Below are 18,883 nucleotides of genomic sequence, written 5' to 3' on the forward strand. Positions count from 1 at the left end.
TGGCCGCAACAAGCACCGTGAAAGGTCAGGTGTAGTGAGGCGGTCTTGAGGGCCAGCGTCCGAACGCGGCCGGAACCTGGTGGCAGCGGCTACAGGCACCTGCATCGGGGTGGGTCGGTGAACAGGCGCTGGGTTTCAGGCCATGGGGTGGGACATGTGCTCGGCGATGCGCGAGCGCAGCCAGCGTTCGGCGGGGTCGTTGTCGTGGACGCCGCTCCAGACCATGGACAGTTCGGCGGCAGCGATCGGCAGCGGCGGATCTTCCGCGCGCAGGGCACTGCCTTCGGTCAGGGCGCAGGCGGCGTAATCGGGCACGGTGGCGAGCATTTCGGTGCCGGCCAGCAGCGCCCGCAGGCCGCTGAACTGCGGCACTGCCAGCACCACCCGGCGTGCACGTCCGACCCGCGCCAGATCAAGGTCGATATTGCCGCTCAGGTCACCGGAAAACGAGACCATGGCATGGGGCCGCTCACAGTAGTCGTCCAGCGTCAGGGGCTCGGGGCGGTTGTCGCCGCGCAAGACCTTGCACGGAATATCCCGCAGCTTCTTGCGCTTGGCATTGGCCGGCAGGTCGGTGGTATAGCTGACCCCCACCGAGATCTCGCCACTGGCCAGCAACGACGACATCAGCAGGAAGTTGGCGCGGCGTACCACCACGACGATCCCCGGGGCCTCTTCGCGCAGTTGGCTGAGCAAGGGTGGAAACAGGCCGAACTCGGCGTCATCCGACAAACCGATGCGAAACACCGCGCAGCTGCTGGACGGGTCGAACGCCTTGGCCCGGCTGACCGCGCCGGAAATGGTGTCCATCGCCGGTTGCAGCTCCTGCAGGATCGCCAGCGCCCGGGCGGTGGGTTCCATGCCTCGGCCGTTGCGCAACAGCAATGGATCATCGAACAGATCGCGCAAGCGGCTCAGGGCGGCGCTTACCGCCGGCTGGCCCATAAACAGTTTTTCCGCCACCCGGGTCAGGTTCTTCTCGAACATCAGGGCTTCGAAAATCACCAGCAGGTTCATGTCGACGCGGCGCAGGTCATTGCGGTTCATAAATCGGTCCGGGCACAGGAGGGCAAACCCGCACCTGAACACAGCGCAGCGGTTTTGCCTTGGACGCCTGTGCTGTGTTGTGCCCGCCGTCATCCGTTGAGCGCGACCCGCACCGGCCCCTCGACACCGCAGCGCACCAGCATGCTGCGCTCCTGGAAGGCGACCCCGGCGTTGTGCGCATCGACTTGCGCCTCCGAGGCGCCCTCCTCGCGATTGCGGCTCAGCACCTGATACGCCCCGCCACCACACACCGCCACGGCCTCGCTGCGGCACCCGGCCCAACTGCCGAACACACCGTGGCATTCGATCTGCCGGGCCTGGCTGTTATCCATCAGTAACGCCGGCCGGGAACTGGCGCAGCCCGCCAGCACGGCTAGCATCAGGAGGGCGCCAGTGATTGCAGCGCAACGCAGGGATAAAGGGTGGCGAGACATGGCGAGAAGCTCCGGGACAGTGAATGGCGCCATTGTGGGCAGCCTCCCGGCGCCGCAGAAATCACTGCTCTCGATAGCCACCATGGCCAGTAACGGATAGCCCGCGCCAACCCTGAAATTAACAACGTTTAACTCGTCAGCCCGCGCCCCGGGGCGAAAAATACCCAGGTCTACCCCGGTTTTTTTTCCACCGCACCGGGAACGTGTTTTCGAGCAAGGCGACCGACCCGGCATGTGCGTTCCCATCGACCACGGATACTTGTCATGGCCCGACTTGAGCAACCTGCCTTGTGCTTCGACAATGGCCAGCCGAACAGCCCAAGGCCCGCCACCGGAGGCCTGTGCGCGCGGCGCGAGCGCCTGATCAAGCAACTGATCCTGGCCAACCTGGCGCAAAGCCTGGAAGTGAGCGAGCTGGCCCGCGCCTGCGCGCTGTCACGCAGCCATTTCTCCCGCGCCTTCAAATGCAGCACCGGCCTTTCGCCCCAGGAATGGATCCGCCAGCAGCGCATCGCCCGGGCCAAGGAACTGATCACCCACTCCACCCTCAACCTGACCCAGATCAGCCAGGAATGCGGCTTCTGCGATCAGGCCCACTTCTGCCATATGTTCACCCGCAGCGAAGGGGTCAACCCCATGACCTGGCGCAGCCACCAACTGCGGCTCGCCGCGACGCGCAACGCCCTGCCAGGTTTCAGCGAGGGCTCTTCAACCATGGCTTGCGGGCGCGCTTCGGCAGCACACACCTGAGCCGGTAATCCGGCCGACGCGGGCCTAGCCCGCGCCGGCTACCTTCAGCCCTGGATAAACGCCAGCAAATCGGCGTTCAAACGCTCCTTGTGCGTGTCGGTCAGGCCATGGGGCGCGCCCGGGTACACCAGCAGCTGGGCGCCCTTGACCAGGCGCGCCGAGGCGATACCGGCGGTTTCGATGGGCACGATCTGGTCGTCGTCACCGTGCACCACCAGGGTCGGGATATCGAACTTGAGCAAGTCTTCGGTGAAGTCGGTCTCGGAAAACGCCTGGATGCAGTCGTAGGCATTTTTATGCCCGGCGAGCATGCCCTGCATCCAGAACCAGTCGATGCGGCCCTGGGACACCTCGGCCCCCGGCCGGTTGAAACCGAAAAACGGCCCGCTGGCGAGGTCACGGTAGAGCTGCGAACGGTCCGCCAGCGAACCCTGGCGCAAGCCGTCGAAGACCTCGCGCGGCACGCCCTTGGGGTTGGTCTCGGTCTTGAGCATCAGCGGCGGCACCGAAGAAATCAGCCCGGCCTTGGCCACCCGCGCCGTACCGTGACGACCGATGTAACGCGCCACCTCGCCACCGCCGGTGGAGAAGCCCAGCAGCACGGCGTCCTGCAGGTCCAGCAGTTCGATCAGTTGCGCCAGATCGTCAGCATAGGTGTCCATGTCGTTGCCGTCCCACGGTTGGCTGGAGCGACCGTGGCCCCGGCGGTCATGGGCGATCACCCGGTAGCCTCGGGACGCCAGGAACAGCATCTGCGCCTCCCAGCTGTCGGCGTTCAGGGGCCAGCCGTGGCTGAAGACCACGGGTTGGCCGCTGCCCCAATCCTTGTAGTAGATCTCGCTGCCATCGCGGGTGGTAAAGGTGCTCATGGTGGGATTCCTCGTGGGTGGGTCGGACGAACAACAATCGGCGCCGAGCGCCGGGTCAATCGGGATCAGGCCGCAGGCGCACGGCAATCTGCGCCACGCGTTGGCCGAGGCAGGCCGCGGTGCGTCGGTCGGCCAGCGCCAGCGCCGCCTGGAGCGAGTGTTCGGGCAACGACTGGGCCATGGCGCCCAGGGAACAGCCTAGTCGGTTCAGGGACGAGCCTTCGCCGCCGGTGCCAGGCAGCAGGCCCAGGCCGACCCAGATCATCCCGTGCTGAGAGGCAAACACCGCCAGTTGCAGCAGGCTGTTGAGAGTGTCGCCGCTGAGGCTGTCGGCATGGGTGAACCCAGCCGCCAGCTTGTCGCGCCAGGGCTGGGCCAGATAGAAGGCGGCGGTGGCGTCCATAAACCCGCGAAACGGCGCCGAAAGGCTGCCCATGCAGGTGGGCGCGCCGAAGATAATCGCGTCGGCGCGGTGCAGCTCGTCCCAGTGCTCCTGCACCTGCTCCACCGCGATCAGGCAGCCACGGCTCCCGGGCTGGCTCTCGACACCGGCCAACACCGCTTCGGCCAGGCTGCGGGTCCGCCCGTACGCGCTGTGATAGACAATCGCCACCCTGCTCATCCTGGCATCCTCGATGGCTGGCCCTGCCGGTTCCGGGCGCCCGGGCGACTCCGTGGCACGGCCCTTAATCCGCCAATGGTTGGGCTTGGGCCCGCGTCAACACGAGTTAAACGTTGTTAATTTTCTGGCCCCTGCGCCGCCAGCAGACGATCGGCAATGCCCCGTAAATCCGGCGCGCAACCGCTCTGCGACGCGCCCTGGAGGAAAATCGCCGGCGTACAGCGGGCGCGGTCCTCGTTGCGCAGCGGGTAAAACCTGAGGAATATGCTCAGGTTCATCGCCAGTCAGCGCACTGCCCGCCTGGGTCGGGTGTGGCCGTGGGCTTCGCGAGCCGAAAAAGAGACCGCCCCATGAGTCAGTACAAGCCCCTTGCCGGCGACCAGGCCGTGCATTTCGGCCCCTATCGCATCCACCCGCAACAGCGCCTGGTGCTGGAATCCGGGCGTCCGCTGCGCCTGGGCAAGCGGGCGGTCGATATCCTGCTGATCCTGCTGGAACACGCGGGCAATGTGGTGAGCAAACAGGAACTGATCGCCCGTGTCTGGCCCAAAAGCGTCGTCGAGGACGGCAACCTGCGGGTGCACATGGCGGCCTTGCGCAAGGCCCTGGGCGATGGCCAGGCCGGCCAGCGCTACATCGTCACCGTGGCTCAGCGCGGCTACAGTTTTGTCGCCCCCCTGAGCATCGAACCGGCGCCCTGCCACAGCGCCCCCCTGCCCCATGCCAGCCTCGGCCACAACCTGCCGCTGCGACGCACGCGGATGATCGGGCGCCAGGCCTTGATCGACAGCCTGGTGCAACAGCTGCCGCAACAGCGTTTTATCACCCTGACCGGCGCCGGCGGCATCGGCAAGACCACCGTCGCCCTGCGCGTCGCCGAGTTGCTGATCGGCCATTACCGCGACGGCATCCGCCTGCTGGACCTGGCGCCGCTCAACGACCCGGCGCTGATCGTGCCCAACCTCGCGGGCCTGCTCGACCTCACCCCCCGTGACCAGGACCCGCTGGGAGGCATTGCCGAGCAGTTGCGCGAGCGGTAGATGCTGCTGGTGATCGACAATTGCGAGCACCTGCTCGATGCCATCGCCCTGATCAGCGAGACCCTGCTGCGCAGCGCCCCGCATTTGCACATCCTGACCACCAGCCGCGAAAGCCTGCGGGCCGAGGGCGAGTCTGTGCAGCGTCTGGATTCCCTGGCCTGCCCGCCGGCGACCGAACCCCCGGACCGCGCCCGGGCCCTCGGCTACCCGGCCCTGCAATTGCTGCTGGAACGGGCGCTGTCGAACCAGGAAACCTTCGAACTGAGCGACGCCGAGCTGCCCCTGGCCATCGAGGTCTGCCGTCGTCTGGACGGCATTCCCCTGGCCCTGGAACTGGCGGCGGCACAAATCGCCCGCTTTGGCCTGCCCGGGCTCCTGACCCAGTTGCAGGGGCGCTTTCGCCTGCTGACCCGTGGCCGCGACTGCAGCCTGCCGCGCCAGCAGACCTTGCGCGCCACCCTGGACTGGAGCTTCGCCCTGCTCACCCCCTGCGAACAGATCTGCCTGCGGCGCCTGGCGCTGTTTCGCGGCAGCTTTACCCTGGAGTCGGCGGCGGCGGTGATTGGCGGCGAACACATCGCCCCCGGCGAGGTGCTGGGTTCGGTGACGCAGTTGGTGGCCAAGTCGTTGCTGAACGTGGAAGCCGGCGACGACGAGGTGGCGTACCGCCTGCTGGACACCACCCGCAGCTACGCCCGGGAGAAACTCGCCGCTGCCGCCGAGTTGTTCGCCACCCGCGAACGCCACGCCGCACGCTGCCTGGCCCTGATGAAACAGGCCGAACATGACTGGGAGCTGCTCCCCAGCGCACAGTGGATCAGCCGCTATGCACCGCACCGCGAAGACATCCGCGCCGCGCTCGATTGGGGCCTGGGGCCCCACGGCCCGCAGATCCTGGCCATCCGCCTGACCGCCAGTGCCATGCCGCTGTGGCAGGAACTGTCGCTGCTCAAGGAGCACGGGCTGTACGTGAGCAAGGCCCTGGCCCTGCTGGAGCAGTTCGCCACGCCCTGCCCGCGCCTGAACATCAGCCTGCAGCTGGCCATGGGCAGTTTTTCGTACCACACCCGCGGCGCCACCGCGCACACCCTTCAGGCCTTTGTCAGTGCCCGGGAATTGGCCGAACACTGCGCCGACCTGCTCGGCCAGCTCAAGGCCGTCTCGGGGCTGATGGCGGTCAACCTGTGCTGCGGCAACTACCGGCAGGCCCAGGAGCAGAGCCGGCACTTCGAGCGCCTGGGGCCCCACGAGGAACCGGTGCTGGCCCTCAGCGCCCAGCGCTTGCAGGTGCTGGCGCAGCATTTTGTCGGGGACCAGGTGCTGGCCCGGCACAACGCCGAACAGGTGATCCAGCGCATGGCCCAGAGTGGCCACCTCAATCGCTTTACCCACGGTTTTGGCGTGCAGTACGACCAGAGCGTGGCGTCCCTGACCATCCTCGCGCGGATCCTGTGGCTGCAAGGTTTTCCCGAGCAGGCCTGGCGCACCGCCAGCCAGGCGCTGGAACTGGCGTTGCAGATCAACCATGGCACCTCGATCTGCTACACCCTGGCCCTGTCCGGCTGCGTCATCGCCCATTACAACGGCGACGCGCCGACGGCCCGGGCCTTGCTCGAACTGCTGCTGCAACAGGCGCAGAAACACTCGGTGCGGCTGTTCCACACCTGGGGCCGGCACTATGCCCAGGTGCTGGAAGCAACCCCCGGCGGCGCCGATCCCGAAACTGCCGAGGGCGACGGGCTGATCCGCGACATCATGCTGACCCTGCGCCCCGAAGTGGTGGACGACGCCCTGCTGCAACGCGCCAACAGCGGTGCCGCCGGCTGGAGCGCACCGGAGATTCTGCGGGTACGGGCCGACAACCTGCTGAGCCAGGATTGCCCGCAACAGACCCGCAGCGCCGAAGGGGTATTGCTCGAGGCGCTGGCCGTGGCTCGGCGCCAGGGCGCCCTGGCCTGGGAGCTGCGCAGCGCCACCTCACTGGCGCGGCTGTGGCAGCAGCAGGGTCGCTACCAGCAGGCACGGGATGTGCTGGAGCCGATCTACGCGCGCTTCACTGAAGGTTTCGCCACCCCCGACCTGATGCAGGTGCGGCGCCTACTCGACGACCTGCAACGCCAGCTCGCGGCCTGAGACCCAACTCGGGCAGCCGATGTAATGGGCATAACGCTGCTGCAAATGCTGCAACTGCAACGGGTCATCGAGTTTGTCGCGGGCGTAGGCGCGGGTGGTGTTGAGCAACCGATAGCGCAGGGCACCCGGTCGCGGTTCCAGGCTCAGTAGGGACTTGGCCGCCAGGCGGCTCAACAGGTGACTCAGGTCGGCGTGCTCCAGGGCGCTGCCGACCACGCTGCGCCTGACCGCTGCCGGGCTGAAGCCGCCGGGAAACAACGCCAGGTGCTGGAACAGCCACTGCTCGGGCAGGCTCAGGCGTTCATAACTCCAGTCCAGGGCGGCCTTCAGGGTCTGATGCCGCTCCACGGCCGTGCGCCGGCCCTTGCCCAACACCTGCAAGCCGTTCTCCAGCTGGGCCTGCAAGCCCTGGATGCCCAGCGCCGCGACCTGGGCCGCCGCCAATTCCAGGGCCAGGGGCAGGCCATCCAGACGCCGGCAGATATCGCGCAGGGCCAGCAGGTCCTGCTCGCGCAGGCAAAAGCCCTGCTGCCCGGCACGGGCCCGACTGACAAACAGCTGCACCGCCGGATAGGCCAGTGCCTGGTTCACGCTGCGCAGCGCCGACAGCGGTGGCAGCGCCAGCACCGGCACCGCCTGTGCCCACTCGGCGGCTATCCGCAGCGGCTCGCGGCTGCTCAGCAGCAGTGACACCTGGGGCGCCGCCTGCAACAGCGCCAGCACCAGGGCCCGGCACGGCGCCAGCAGGTGCTCGCAGCCGTCCAGCACCAACAGCATCTGCCGCGGGGCCAGTTGCCGGCACAGATCGCTCAGCGAACCTTCGGGTTCCAGGCTCAGTCCCAGGCCGTGCGCCAGGTGCTTGATCAGCGCCGCCGGTTCGCGCAGCGCTCCCAGGTCAACCCGCCAGGCGCCATCGCGACAGCGTGGCAAACGCAATTCGGCCAGGCGCAGGGCCAGGGTGCTCTTGCCGACCCCGGCCGAGCCGACCAGCGTCACCAGGCGCTGCCCCGACAGCCGCCGCAGCAGGCTGCCCAGCAGTTCCTCACGACCGATCACCGGGCTCAGCCGCGCCGGCAGGTTGTGCCGTGGGCCCGAAGGCGTCGGGTCGCTGGCCAGGCTTTCGCCCGGGGCGCGGCCATACACCGGGGCCACAAAACAGTAGCCGCGCTGCGGCAGGTTGATGATGTAGTGCTGGCCGTCGCGGCCATCGGCCAGGGCCCGGCGCAACGCGGCGATGTGCACCCGCAGGTTGATCTCCTCGACCACGCTGTGCGGCCAGACCCGGGCGATCAGGGTGTCCTTGCTGACGAACTGGCCGGCGCACTCCACCAGCACCAGGAGAAGTTCCAGGGCCCGTCCGCCCAACGGCAGCGGCCGCCCCGCTTCACTGACCAGGCGTTGCTGGCGCTGCAGGGTGAAAGGCCCGAAACGCAGCACCGCGTCGGGGTCATGGGGTTCAAGGCGGTTCATGTCATGCACTGTGGCGCGAAATGACCTGGCCAGGCACAGCGTCCTCAATCGGCGGACGGGCCAGGCCAAGCTCTGCGCATCCTTTTCCAGAGGGCTCGACGCTATCTTGGCAGGCACACATGGCAGGGCAATGCTGGCACGGGGAGCGGCACGGACATCACGGTGCCCTGCACGGCCATCCGCCCCTCAACTGAACTGCTGGCGGTACTGGGTCGGGGTCAGGCCGAGTTTTTCACCGAACAGAAAGCGCATGTGCCGCACGCTGCCAAAGCCACTGCGAAAGGCCACCGTCTTCAGCGGCAGGTCGCTGCTTTCCAGCAGGCTGCGGGCGCGGTCGATGCGTGCGCTCTGCAAAAACTCCATGGGCGTCATCTGCACCTCGCGGGCAAAGACCCGGGCAAAATGCCGCGCGCTCATGGCCGCCAGGCTGGCCATGCGCTCGATGCTGAAGGCTTCTTCCAGGTGCTCCAGGACATGGTTCTGCACCCGGGTAATCGGCGAGTCCTGGGGCGCTACGGCCGCCACCAGCGGGCTGAACTGTGCCTGGCTGCCCTGGCGTTTCATCACCACCAGCAACACTTTGGCCACTTCCAGGGCGACCTTCTTGCCATGGTCCTGAGCGACGATGGACAGCGCCAGGTCGATGCCCGCCGTGACCCCGCCGGAGGTGATCAGCCGACGGTCCTGGAGGTAAATGTGATCGGTCTCGACCAGGGCCTTGGGGAAGCTTTTGCCCAGGCGTTCGGTGTAGTGCCAGTGGGTGGTCACGCGGTGGCCGTCGAGCAACCCGGCATGCCCCAGGATAAAGGCCCCGGTACAGATCGAACCGTAGCGCCGGGCACGCTGCGGCGCCGATTCGAGCCAGGCCAGCAACGGCTGGTGCTGCTGGTTGTAGGCCCCCGGCCCGCCCGGCACCAGCAGCAGGTCATAGCTGTCCAGGGACTGCTCCAAAGGGTGGTCGGCATGCACCAGCACCCCGTTCGAGGCGCGCAGCGCCGTCCGCTCGGTGCCGATGGTCGAAATCCGGTAATGGTCGGCGTCGGGCAGGTAACGGTTGGCGATGGAAAACACCTCCAGGGGCCCGGCCATATCGAGCAGGAGGAAGTCCGGAAACAGCACCATAGCCACGGTTTTGATCACAAAGAAGGCACTCGTCGGAGGCAAAGCTTGCAGGCCTGGAATCAGGCCCGCGCATTATGGCGAAGGTCTCGCCCCGGGTGGAATATTCCGCAACTCGGGGTAAATGCCGCTCACCCACTGTCAACCCAAAAGCGACAGTCATTCAACTTTCAGGCGCTTTTTGAGCCAACAGGTAACCATTAACCTTCTTCTCAACGCCGGAGCCCTGCATCTCGCAGCCCCGCTCCCCTTCAGGAGAAGACCTTATGCTTACCCTTCGCAAAGCCTCGGACCGCGGCGCCGCCAACCATGGCTGGTTGAAGTCGTTCCACACGTTTTCCTTCGCCAACTACTGGAACCCAAAGGAACAGGGTTTTTCCGACCTGCTGGTGATCAATGACGACCGGGTCGCCGCCGGCAAGGGTTTCGGCCAGCACCCGCACCGCGACATGGAGATTTTCTCCTATGTGCTCGAAGGCGCCCTGGAACACAAGGACACCCTGGGCACCGGTTCGGTGATCCGTCCCGGCGATGTGCAATTGATGAGTGCCGGCAGCGGCGTGGCCCACAGCGAGTTCAACCACAGCTCGACCCGGCCGGTGCACTTCCTGCAGATCTGGATCGTGCCCCAGGTCAGCGGCGCCGAACCGCGTTATCAGCAGGAGCACTTCAGCGCGCAGCAAAAACGCGGACGCTTGCAGCTGATCATCTCCCCAGACGGGGCCAAGGGTTCGCTGCATGTGCGCCAGGACGCGCGGGTCTACGCCGGTCTGTTCGACGGCGCCGAAGCCGCCAGCCTGACCCTGGACGCCGAGCGCTACGCCTACATCCACGTGGCGCGCGGCAGTCTGACGGTCAATGGCCAGCGGTTGCAGGAAGGCGACGGCGCGCGGTTGCGCAATGAGCGGGAAATCCACCTCGACCAGGGCGAGGATGCCGAAGTCCTGGTATTCGACCTGCGACCTCAGGACCTGCCGCAATTGCCATGACCCACAGCAACCCGGCACGGGCGACGTCCCCTGCCGGGTTGCGTTGTGGCGTGGATCAGATCAGGCGCTGGATCTTCTGATGCTGCCAGACCCGTTTGTAGTAGGCGCTCTGCAACGCCAGCATGCACAGGTAGGTCACCGGGAAAGCCATCCACACACCCTCAAGGCCGAAGTGCGCGCTGAACAGATAGGCCGCCGGCACCTCGATCGCCAGAATGCAGAAAATCGAAATCGTCACCGGCATCAGCACCGTGCCGCTGGCGCGCATGATGCCGCCCACCACCGCCTGGAAGCCGAACACCAGCATGCTCCAGAGCATGATGTGCAACAGGTGCTGGGCCTGGGCCTGGGTTGCCGGGTCGGTGATGAACAGCCCAAGCAGCCAGTGGGACAACAGGTAACCCAGGAGCACCAGGCCGCCGGTCAGCCAGACGTTGATCAGCAACCCGGTGCGCAGGATCGGCCCGATACGTTCCAGGCGCCCGGCACCAATCGCCTGGGCGCCGAGGATCGAGGCGGTAATGGCAATCGACAGCGCCGGGAACTGCACGTAGTTGACGATCTGCGTCACCGCACCATAGGCCGCCGTGGCCTGGGAACCGTGCTGGTTGACCAGGGCCAGGATCACCAGCTCCGACAGCGAGATCACCACCATCTGCAAGCCGGTCGGCAAGCCGATGCGCAGCACCTTGCCGAGGATGTTCAGGTCCAGGCGCATGGCCGCGAACAGCCCACGGTCCAGCGCCAGCACATGTCGCTTGCGGTTCAGGCGCCAGGCCAGGACCGCCATGGCCGCGATATTGCCCGCCAGGCCGGCCAACGCCGCACTCTGGATGCCCATGCTCGGCAGCCCCAGCCAGCCGCGAATCAGCGCCGGGGTCAGGAGCAGGCCGACGCAGGTCGACACCACCAGGGCCAGCAGCGGCGACAGCGTGTCACTGACCCCGCGCAGCAGTTGGGTGAACAGCACAAATACCAGCAGCAGCGGCATGGTCAGCATCATCACCCGGGCATAGGACACCGCGTCCTCCAGCACATCCGCCGGGGTGCCCAGGCCCTGCAAGGCTTCCCGGGCAAACAGGCTGCCCACCACCGCCGCCAGCAAGCCGATGATCGCCCCCAGCAACAGGGTCGCACCGGCAATCGCCTTGACCGTGCCCGGCTCCCGCGCGCCCCAGGCCTGGCCGATCAGCACGCCGGCCCCGGCGCCAAGGCCGATCACCAGGGCGATAAAGAAAAACACGATGGGGAACATCCCCGAGACCGCCGCCAAGGCCTGGGTGCCGAGCATCTGGCCGATGTAAATGCTGTTCAGGGTGCCCGACATCGATTGCAGGAAGTTGGACAGCACCATCGGCGCGAGAAACGCCAGGTAGATCTTCCATAGCGGGCGTTGTGTGGGGGTTTGCATGGAGGGGGCAGGTCTCGGCGGCAAATGAGGGGCAGGCAGGAAGATTCTACGTCATGGGCGGTCAAGGGGCGGGATGAAACAGCCGGCAGCGGCACGTCCAGGGGGGACGGGCCACGGCTCGACTCAAGCCAGGCAGACGCGGCGCCTGGCGCAGCCCTCAGTGGTTATCCTGATACGCCGCCAGTGCCTGGCAAGTGCGACAGCGGAACAGGTAGGCCGTCGGGCCCTGGTGTTTATCCAGGGCATTGAAAAAACCTTCCCATTGCGGGCCGTTGGGCAGGCCGGTGGAATCCTGCACCGCGAGGATCGCTTCGGCCCCCAGTTCCAGCAGTTCGGCGTGACCGGCCTTGCCCAGAAACTGCGCACCGTCGCCGCAATGGGTCAGCCACTGCTCCTGCTGCCAGCCATTGAAGCCGGGGGTGCGCTGGCTGATTTCGTCCCGGACCTGTTCGTCGAGGTCATCGTCGTCGGGGCCGATGCTGTCTTCGTCGGTAAAGGTCACGGCGAATTTTTCATGGGCGCTGCCATCGGCAATGCACCAAGGGCAGAAGCTCTCTTCATACTCTTCCACCGCGAACACCGGGCCCACGTAGATCAAGCCTCGGGGCCGCTCACAACAGATGCAGCTGGCCTCGGACGGCTCGACGGAACCGCTGGCGACCGGGTCGGGGTGGTAATTGAAATGGGGCAGATTCATCTGGACAGCTCCTGGCTCAGGCGATTTCGCACTGAAGCCTGCCATCAGTCGACGCAAGAGTCACTCGCCATCTTGTCCTGTACCGCTCACCGCGTTGTAGCTACTGCGGAGGCACGAGGCTGCGCTGACCGGCATGGGCGCTGTGTTGGGTCAGGTGCAGGTGCGGTGTTCCAGAGGGCCAGCGCAGCCTGCGGCAGCGGCTACAAGGGTGGGTGGAGGTCGGTGAGGTAGGCGATGGCGTTGCGGTATTTTTCCAGGCGCTGGAAGTCTTTTTCGGTGGGGTTGTGCAGGCGCGCCAGGTCGCTGTTTTCGGCCAGGTCCGCCAGTTTTACCACCCGTGCGATGGGGTCGCGGCCGGCACGTTCGACGAACAGCGGGTAGTCTTCGCCCTCGCGCTTGGTCAGGGCGTCAATGGCTGCCAGCACCGCCTGACTGAAGCCCTGTTCGCGCAATTCGTCGAGGGTCACCGGGGTGTCTTCCACCACGTCGTGCAACACCGCGGCCATGCGTTCCTCAAGCGTCGAGACACGCATCATGACCTTGAGCGGATGCAGGATATAGGGCGAACCGCCCTTGTCGAACTGGCCCTCGTGGGCCTGGGCGGCAATGGCGATGGCTCGCTCCAGGGTGCTCATGGGCTGACCCTTGCTGCGCGGGGCCGATGGCCGTGGGTGAGTACTGTGCCGGTGTTGTTCATGGATACCTCCTGTGATCCGCGGTGCTCGATCTTAAGCGCCCCGAGCCGTCTGCCGCTATCAATTGCGCGCCAGGGCCAGCAACAGATCGCCTTTTGCGCCCGCAGTTCCACCTGCGACATAAATTGCCTGCCCGCCCTACCGGTGATCGGATCCGTCGAGCCGCCCACGCAAGGCTTGACCCTGATCAAGTGCCGCCCGCGCCACAGGCGTAAATGATCAGCAACCCTTTCACTTTTCAGAGACTCGACCATGCCCAGCACCTCAAGCCTGCGCCCTGCCCCGCTGTCATTTCCGGCCCAACAGGGCCAGCACTGGATCGATCGCCTGAACGACGGCAGCCCGGTGCTGATCCGTCCGTTGCGCGCCCAGGACCGCGAGCGTGAAAAAGCCTTTATCGAAAACCTCTCGCCGCTGACCCGGCATCAGCGCTTTCTGGGTGAAGTGAAGGAAGTCGACGGCCGCCTGCTGGACCAGTTGATGGATGTCGGCACCCGGGAGCGAGTGGCCTTTGTCGCGCTGGTCCACGACAACGGCAGCCTGCGGGAGATCGGCATCAGCCGTTATGCCCAGGCCGGGGATGGCGCGGATGTCTGCGAGATCGCGGTGACCGTGGCCGATGACTGGCAACAACGCGGCCTCGGCGCACTGTTGTTGCAGCACCTGATCGACGAGGCCCGCAGCAATGGTTTCAAACACCTGTACTCGGTGGACAGCGCCGCCAACCGCAGCATCCGCGAGCTGACCAGCGCCCTGGGCTTCAGCCACAGGACCGACCCGGACGACGCCACCCAGGTGATCCACAGCCTGGACCTGTAAGCCCCTGGAACCAGGGGCGCGGCTCAATGGATGCTCAGGTGGCGCACTTCGCAGGTGTCGACATCGATATGGCACAGGCGCCCCTCGCGGTCGAACAGCAGCCAGTGGGAATCACCCATGCGCAGGTGGGCGATGCTCTGTTGCGGCCAGGTCAGGGTCGCCGCCAGGCGGTCGTCGCTGCGGCTGATAAAGTGCCAGCGCTGCTCGTGCTCGCCGACCAGGTAATCGATCAATAGCCACTTCTGGCTGGCAAACACCTGGGGCGGATGAAACAGGTCTTCGCCCAGGCCCGGCAGGTACCAGCTCTTGCGACTGCCGCCCATGGCCAGCACCAGGGTCGACTCGGCGCTGTCGCCGTCCTTGATCGAGCCCTGCAACACATCCCCGGAGGCCGTCAGCACCTGGAACTGGCCGACCTCGGTCAGCGGCGGCACATCATCGCGCCCCTGCAAGCGTCGCCCCGGCAACCGGTAATGCCAGCGCTCGCTGCCGCGCTCCCCGGCATCCAGCAACAGGTACTCGTGCTCGGCGTCGCCTTTGATCCCCAACAGGCTGCCCGGCAGGTCGCTGACGTGCCACAAGGTCTCGAACCCGCGATCGACATCCACCACCCGCACCTGGCGCTCGGCGCCTATGGTCCAGGCGCAGCCGTCGAAACTTCGGGAAAAATGCTCCATCACCAGCACCCCGAGGTCGATCACCCGACGCTGCACCAGGTCCAGCTTGCTCACGCGCCACACCGCATCGCGCCGGGCCAGCACCAGGGCCACCTGCCGGCTATGGCCCAGCACAATGTGCCAGGCCGGGGCCGCCAGACTGAACAGCGGCGCGCCGTGGCGATCGACCACCAGCGTCCCGGCTTCGCCCAAGGCCAGCAGGTAGCGCTCGTCGTCCAGCAGCACCGCATCGAAAATCACCCGGCTACCGCTCTCCCCGGCCACCCATTCCAGGGTCGACAGGACCGAGTGCAGCGGTGTCGGTTTGGAGCGCTGCAGCAGTTGGGTCGGCAGGTCAACGCGCAGCAGCTTGTCGCTGCTCAACTTGACCAGCAACTGCACCTGATGGGCGAGCAACGGGCCAAGGCCTTGCGCCACGTCGGCCAGCACTGCATGCACAATGGCCCCCGCCAGCCAGGCCAGGGAACCGCCATGGCTGCGGTGCTGCAACAGCGCCCGGACCAGCACCGCGCGCTCCTCGCAGCGCTGCGGGTCATCGCGCAGTTGCTGCACATAGTCGCGGTAGGTCTCCAGGGTGTCGGGCAGCAGGATCGCGCGCTTGACCAGGGCCGCTGCCGCCAGCCCGCCACCGGCGGCTTCGGCATCGAGCAACCAGCGGGCTGCGCGCTCCCGTTCATCCGGCAGGTTCCAGATCACCTCCACCGCCTGCAACCACAGGCCCTTGCTGGTCAGCGCCTCGGCCCATTCCAGGCGCAGTTTGTTGGCGATTTCCGGCCATTTGCCCTGAAGCATCAACACCGCTTCGTTGAAGGCATCGTCCCGGCGCGCCACCTGCAATGCCCGTGGCCAGTCATCGGCCAGGCACAGCAGGCGCACGATCAGTGGCGCCGACATGTCCCAGGCCAGGGCCAGTTCGGCGGCCTGGGTAAAGCGCTGGTGGCGCTCCAGGTAATCCAGGGCCTCCTGGCGGGCGTGCAGCAGCTCGGCGAGCACAAACACCGCCTCTTCGATCCGCCCTTCCCGATCCAGGCGGGTAAAACTTTGCCGATACAGCTGCCGCAGATGGGCTTGCATGTCATCGGGAAACAACATCGCCCGGCTCGCCCCACGGGCCTCCCCGAGCTTGAGTTCCTGGCGCCGTTCGGGGGTGCCGAAAGCCTGCTCGCCGGAGGGCTCGCCCCCCAGAGGGATCGCGTGACGCAGGGCTTCTTGCAAGTCGCCGCGCTCGAACATGTCGAGCATGCGCCGCAGATAGGCCGCCTGGCGCTTGCCGTACAGATCCCGCAGGCGCGAGCCCAGGGTCAGGCGGCTCAGCCAGCGCCGCCACTGGGCCGGTTTGGCGCGCCCGGCCTGGGCCCGCTGACGGATGCCCGGGGCGGCCGGCGCGGCGGCACTGGCCGGCGCCGACGGCGCCCAGCCCTGGCTGTTACGCCGCAGCAGCTTGCCCAGCAGCGCGAGCATGGCGGTGAACAGGATGGCACTGAGCACCAGGGCCAGGATCCAGCCGCCGAAATCGCCCGCCGACTTCAGCGGCTCCGGACTCGCCGCGCTCGGCAGGCTGCTGGACCGATCGCGGATCCAGGGCTTGAGCCACGCCAACAGCCCCGCCAGGACCAGGCCCGCCAGCAGCAGTTTTTCCCAGAGCCCACCGATGCCGCCGATACCGCTGCCCGTCCGTGCGCCAGGACTGGCACCGGTGTTCGAGGGGCTCGCGGGGGCCTGCCGCCCCTCGCGCTGTTGTTGCTGCTGGCGCTCGATCATCGCCTGCATCACCGCGGCGCGCTCCGGGTCCGGCGCCGCCAGCGCAGGCCCGAGCACCTGCCGCAGGTCGGTTTCCACGGCGATGGGCTGCAACACCGGGGCCGGCAGCGCGACCACACAATTGAAGGTGTCGAGCAGCGGGTAGTCACCGACCTCCAGCCAGCGCCCGGGTTCGATCAACTGCCCGTCGCCAAGGTGCAAGGCCAGGACCTGGCTGCCGCGCACCAGCCACAGGTCGGCCGCCGGCAGCCGAGCGATTTCTCCGGCATCCAGTTGCGCCGAACACAGGGCCCGGCCGTGACGAATCAGGGGCCAGCCCAGCAGTGCCTCGCACAGCACCGATTGGGGGGCGGCAAAGCGCAGCAGATCGCCCTGGGCAAAGCGGTAGAGCCGCGCCCCGGCCTGCCAGTGGCTGAGGATCAGGCGCCGACGCTCGGGTTCCGGGCAGCGTTCGGCACTGAACCACAGGCCTTCGATGCGCTGCCGGCCACGCAACAGCGGATGGCGTATCGGCTCCAGGCCTGGCTCATGCACGGGCTGCATCCTTCTCGGGCGCCAGGTTACAGAACAGCTGCAGGCGCATTTTGCGCTGGCGCACCGAGTACACCAGCAGCTCGCGGGCGCCGGTCAGTACCGCGAGCAACCCGCTGATCGGGCAGAAACTGCTTTTGACCACCGGGTGGCTGGTGCTGAACAGCACCTCCTGGCGGCCCTCGAAGTACAGGGCAAAGGTCTGCTGGTCGGGGCCCATCAGCAGCATCGAACAGCTCTCGTCCTTGCGCACCAGGCCCAGCCCGCGCCAGCCCGGGGCCAGGCTGATCTGCTCGTGCGGGGCCGGGTAACTGGCCGGGGTCAGCAGGCGCCAGCTTTCACTGCCATTGTTCACCGTCAGCAAGGCACAGGCCCCGAAGCCGTGGCGCCAGGCGAAACCGGCGGCGATCAGCACCTGGCTGACGCCCTCGGCAGCGCCCACCACGAAGCGGTCAAGCCCGCCGCCATTGACCCCGGCGGTGTGGGCCTGCAACTGGCCACGCTCATTGCGGACATACACCAGGGTTTCGTGCTCGACCTTGGCCATGCCCAGCACCCGGTCGGCGAGGAAATGGGTCTTGCCCAGCTCTTGATCGGCGCGCAGCGGGTAGACCCGCATGGTCCAGAACGCCAAATGGCCTTGGGTATCGAGCAGGTACAGACGCCCGGCGTCACGGCTGCGCAGCCAGGCGGTGGGCAGCAGGCTGGCGGTGCCCGGCGGGATCTTCAGCTGCTCGATACCCGGCCGTGGCACATTCACCAGCCCGGACATTTTCCAGAACACCAACTGCTGCTCATCGCTGAGCACCGCGCCAAAGGTGCGACTGAGAAAGGCCATGCTCAGCGGGCTGCGACCGGCCGCCCAGAGGTGGCGACGGATCTCGATTTTCTTCTTCTGCTGCTCGGTGGGCAGCTTGATCACCACTGCGCCGGGCTGGCCCAGCAGCGCCAGGGCCACATAGTTGCCGGCACTGGAGATCACCGGTGGCAGGGTCAGGGCCACCCGTGGCGCGGCCTCATCATGACGCACCGGGGCGGCTTGCACGCTGTCGAATTCGCCCCGCAGCAAACCCATGGCTGCTGCGTTGTCGGGCATTGGCAACTGCAACCGGGCACGCCCGGAACCCAGCACCTCGAAACTCAGGGCGCTGCCATCCAGGTCCCGCTGCACCTGTACCCGGTGGCTACACAGCGGGTCGTTGGCGTCGATCGGCAGGCGTTGCCCCACCGCCCAGCATTCACCCGCCGCCAGCTCCTGCTGCCCCAGCCATTCACTCCAGGCCTGCCAGTGCGCGGCGCTGACGCAGGCAAACACCCGCTGGTCCAGCAGGCGCTTGATCTGCGCCACCGAGTCCAGCTCGTACAGGCGCGGCGTGGCTTGCAGGATGCCCCAGCGAAACTGCGCGCCGGCTTCCCGCGCCCGACGCGCAAGGAGGATCAGCAGTGCCACATGCACCAGGCGCGAGGCACCCAGCTGCAATGGACCGGCATCAAACAGCACCACAATCAGCGCGTTGGCCTGATGCGCGCGGTACTGCGGGGCGACAAACAGATGCTCGCCACCGGCGGCCCGCCGCAGAAACTCATCGGGCACTTCCTCCGCCAGCAGCCATTCGCTGGACAACAGTCGCTCGTAGGGCCCTCGGCGTTGCAAGTCGCCCAGGCCGTCCGACTCGGGCACACCATTTTGCTGGCGACCACGCAACGGCCCGAGCACCGGGTTGATCCGTCCCAGCAAATCGGCGAACCCGGGCAGCAGTTCGGGAGCGAACCAGCCTAGCCATTCGCTCCAGGGTTCCAGCGCTTGGGGTAATTGCAT

The 18,883-nt window shown here is 66.8% G+C and carries 14 protein-coding genes and 1 pseudogene; 4 read left to right on the plus strand and 11 right to left on the minus strand.

Going from position 1 to position 18,883, the window contains the following annotated elements; translation table 11 throughout:
- Window positions 1-135 precede the first annotated feature (135 nt).
- A complete protein-coding gene (locus tag AC19YX_RS03150) occupies window positions 136-1,047 on the minus strand; it encodes a LysR family transcriptional regulator (protein ID WP_500605640.1) in 912 nt (303 codons plus the stop codon).
- Window positions 1,048-1,136: 89 nt separating this feature from the next.
- Window positions 1,137-1,481: a hypothetical protein gene (locus tag AC19YX_RS03155; RefSeq protein WP_201130664.1), complete on the minus strand. Its 345-nt coding sequence runs from the start codon at window positions 1,479-1,481 to the stop codon at window positions 1,137-1,139.
- 264 nt (window positions 1,482-1,745) lie between these two features.
- Here AC19YX_RS03155 and AC19YX_RS03160 point away from each other — a divergent pair, with 264 nt between their 5' ends.
- Complete coding sequence (locus tag AC19YX_RS03160; RefSeq protein ID WP_500605641.1) at window positions 1,746-2,231, plus strand: helix-turn-helix domain-containing protein; 486 nt, start codon at window positions 1,746-1,748, stop codon at window positions 2,229-2,231.
- Window positions 2,232-2,275: 44 nt separating this feature from the next.
- On the opposite strand, the gene AC19YX_RS03165 is transcribed toward AC19YX_RS03160, so the two are convergent.
- Window positions 2,276-3,100, minus strand: coding sequence for an alpha/beta fold hydrolase (locus tag AC19YX_RS03165; protein WP_500605642.1), 825 nt, complete (start codon window positions 3,098-3,100; stop codon window positions 2,276-2,278).
- Window positions 3,101-3,155: 55 nt separating this feature from the next.
- Entirely contained in the window at window positions 3,156-3,722 is a 567-nt protein-coding gene (locus tag AC19YX_RS03170) for a flavodoxin family protein (RefSeq protein WP_500605643.1), read from the minus strand.
- A 350-nt stretch (window positions 3,723-4,072) separates the two neighbouring features.
- Between AC19YX_RS03170 and AC19YX_RS03175 the strand changes: the two are divergent.
- Window positions 4,073-6,895 (plus strand): annotated as a pseudogene (locus AC19YX_RS03175) (ATP-binding protein).
- Here the strand turns inward: AC19YX_RS03175 and AC19YX_RS03180 are convergent.
- Both AC19YX_RS03180 and AC19YX_RS03185 read right to left on the minus strand, forming a co-directional pair.
- Window positions 6,860-8,365, minus strand: a complete 1,506-nt coding sequence (locus AC19YX_RS03180; protein ID WP_500605644.1) for an ATP-binding protein — start codon at window positions 8,363-8,365, stop codon at window positions 6,860-6,862. The pseudogene AC19YX_RS03175 and the gene AC19YX_RS03180 overlap by 36 nt on opposite strands.
- 186 nt (window positions 8,366-8,551) lie before the next feature.
- Window positions 8,552-9,502, minus strand: a complete 951-nt coding sequence (locus AC19YX_RS03185; protein WP_078471554.1) for a GlxA family transcriptional regulator — start codon at window positions 9,500-9,502, stop codon at window positions 8,552-8,554.
- Between the two features lie 248 nt (window positions 9,503-9,750).
- Between AC19YX_RS03185 and AC19YX_RS03190 the strand changes: the two genes are divergently transcribed.
- The gene (locus tag AC19YX_RS03190) at window positions 9,751-10,473 is read left to right on the plus strand and encodes a pirin family protein (protein ID WP_201130659.1); all 723 of its coding nucleotides are present in this window, start codon (window positions 9,751-9,753) and stop codon (window positions 10,471-10,473) included.
- A gap of 55 nt (window positions 10,474-10,528) precedes the next feature.
- On the opposite strand, the gene AC19YX_RS03195 is transcribed toward AC19YX_RS03190, so the two are convergent.
- The 3 genes from AC19YX_RS03195 to AC19YX_RS03205 all read right to left on the minus strand — a co-directional run bounded on the left by AC19YX_RS03195 (window position 10,529) and on the right by AC19YX_RS03205 (window position 13,216).
- Window positions 10,529-11,884, minus strand: coding sequence for an MATE family efflux transporter (locus AC19YX_RS03195; protein ID WP_078471411.1), 1,356 nt, complete (start codon window positions 11,882-11,884; stop codon window positions 10,529-10,531).
- Window positions 11,885-12,041: 157 nt separating this feature from the next.
- Entirely contained in the window at window positions 12,042-12,581 is a 540-nt protein-coding gene (locus AC19YX_RS03200; protein ID WP_201130657.1) for a CbrC family protein, read from the minus strand.
- Between the two features lie 200 nt (window positions 12,582-12,781).
- Window positions 12,782-13,216 carry an HD domain-containing protein gene (locus AC19YX_RS03205; RefSeq protein ID WP_078471413.1) on the minus strand — a complete coding sequence of 145 codons (435 nt, stop codon included), beginning with the start codon at window positions 13,214-13,216 and terminating at the stop codon, window positions 12,782-12,784.
- A gap of 312 nt (window positions 13,217-13,528) precedes the next feature.
- On the opposite strand from AC19YX_RS03205, the gene AC19YX_RS03210 reads away from it, so the two are divergent.
- The gene (locus AC19YX_RS03210) at window positions 13,529-14,095 is read left to right on the plus strand and encodes a GNAT family N-acetyltransferase (protein WP_078471415.1); all 567 of its coding nucleotides are present in this window, start codon (window positions 13,529-13,531) and stop codon (window positions 14,093-14,095) included.
- A 23-nt stretch (window positions 14,096-14,118) separates the two neighbouring features.
- Here AC19YX_RS03210 and AC19YX_RS03215 read toward each other — a convergent pair whose 3' ends face one another.
- Window positions 14,119-17,076: a bpX6 domain-containing protein gene (locus AC19YX_RS03215; RefSeq protein ID WP_500605645.1), complete on the minus strand. Its 2,958-nt coding sequence runs from the start codon at window positions 17,074-17,076 to the stop codon at window positions 14,119-14,121.
- Entirely contained in the window at window positions 17,060-18,883 is a 1,824-nt protein-coding gene (locus tag AC19YX_RS03220) for a hypothetical protein (protein WP_500605646.1), read from the minus strand. Before AC19YX_RS03220 ends, AC19YX_RS03215 begins: the two co-directional genes overlap by 17 nt.

This window comes from Pseudomonas sp. MF09150 (genome assembly GCF_059862355.1).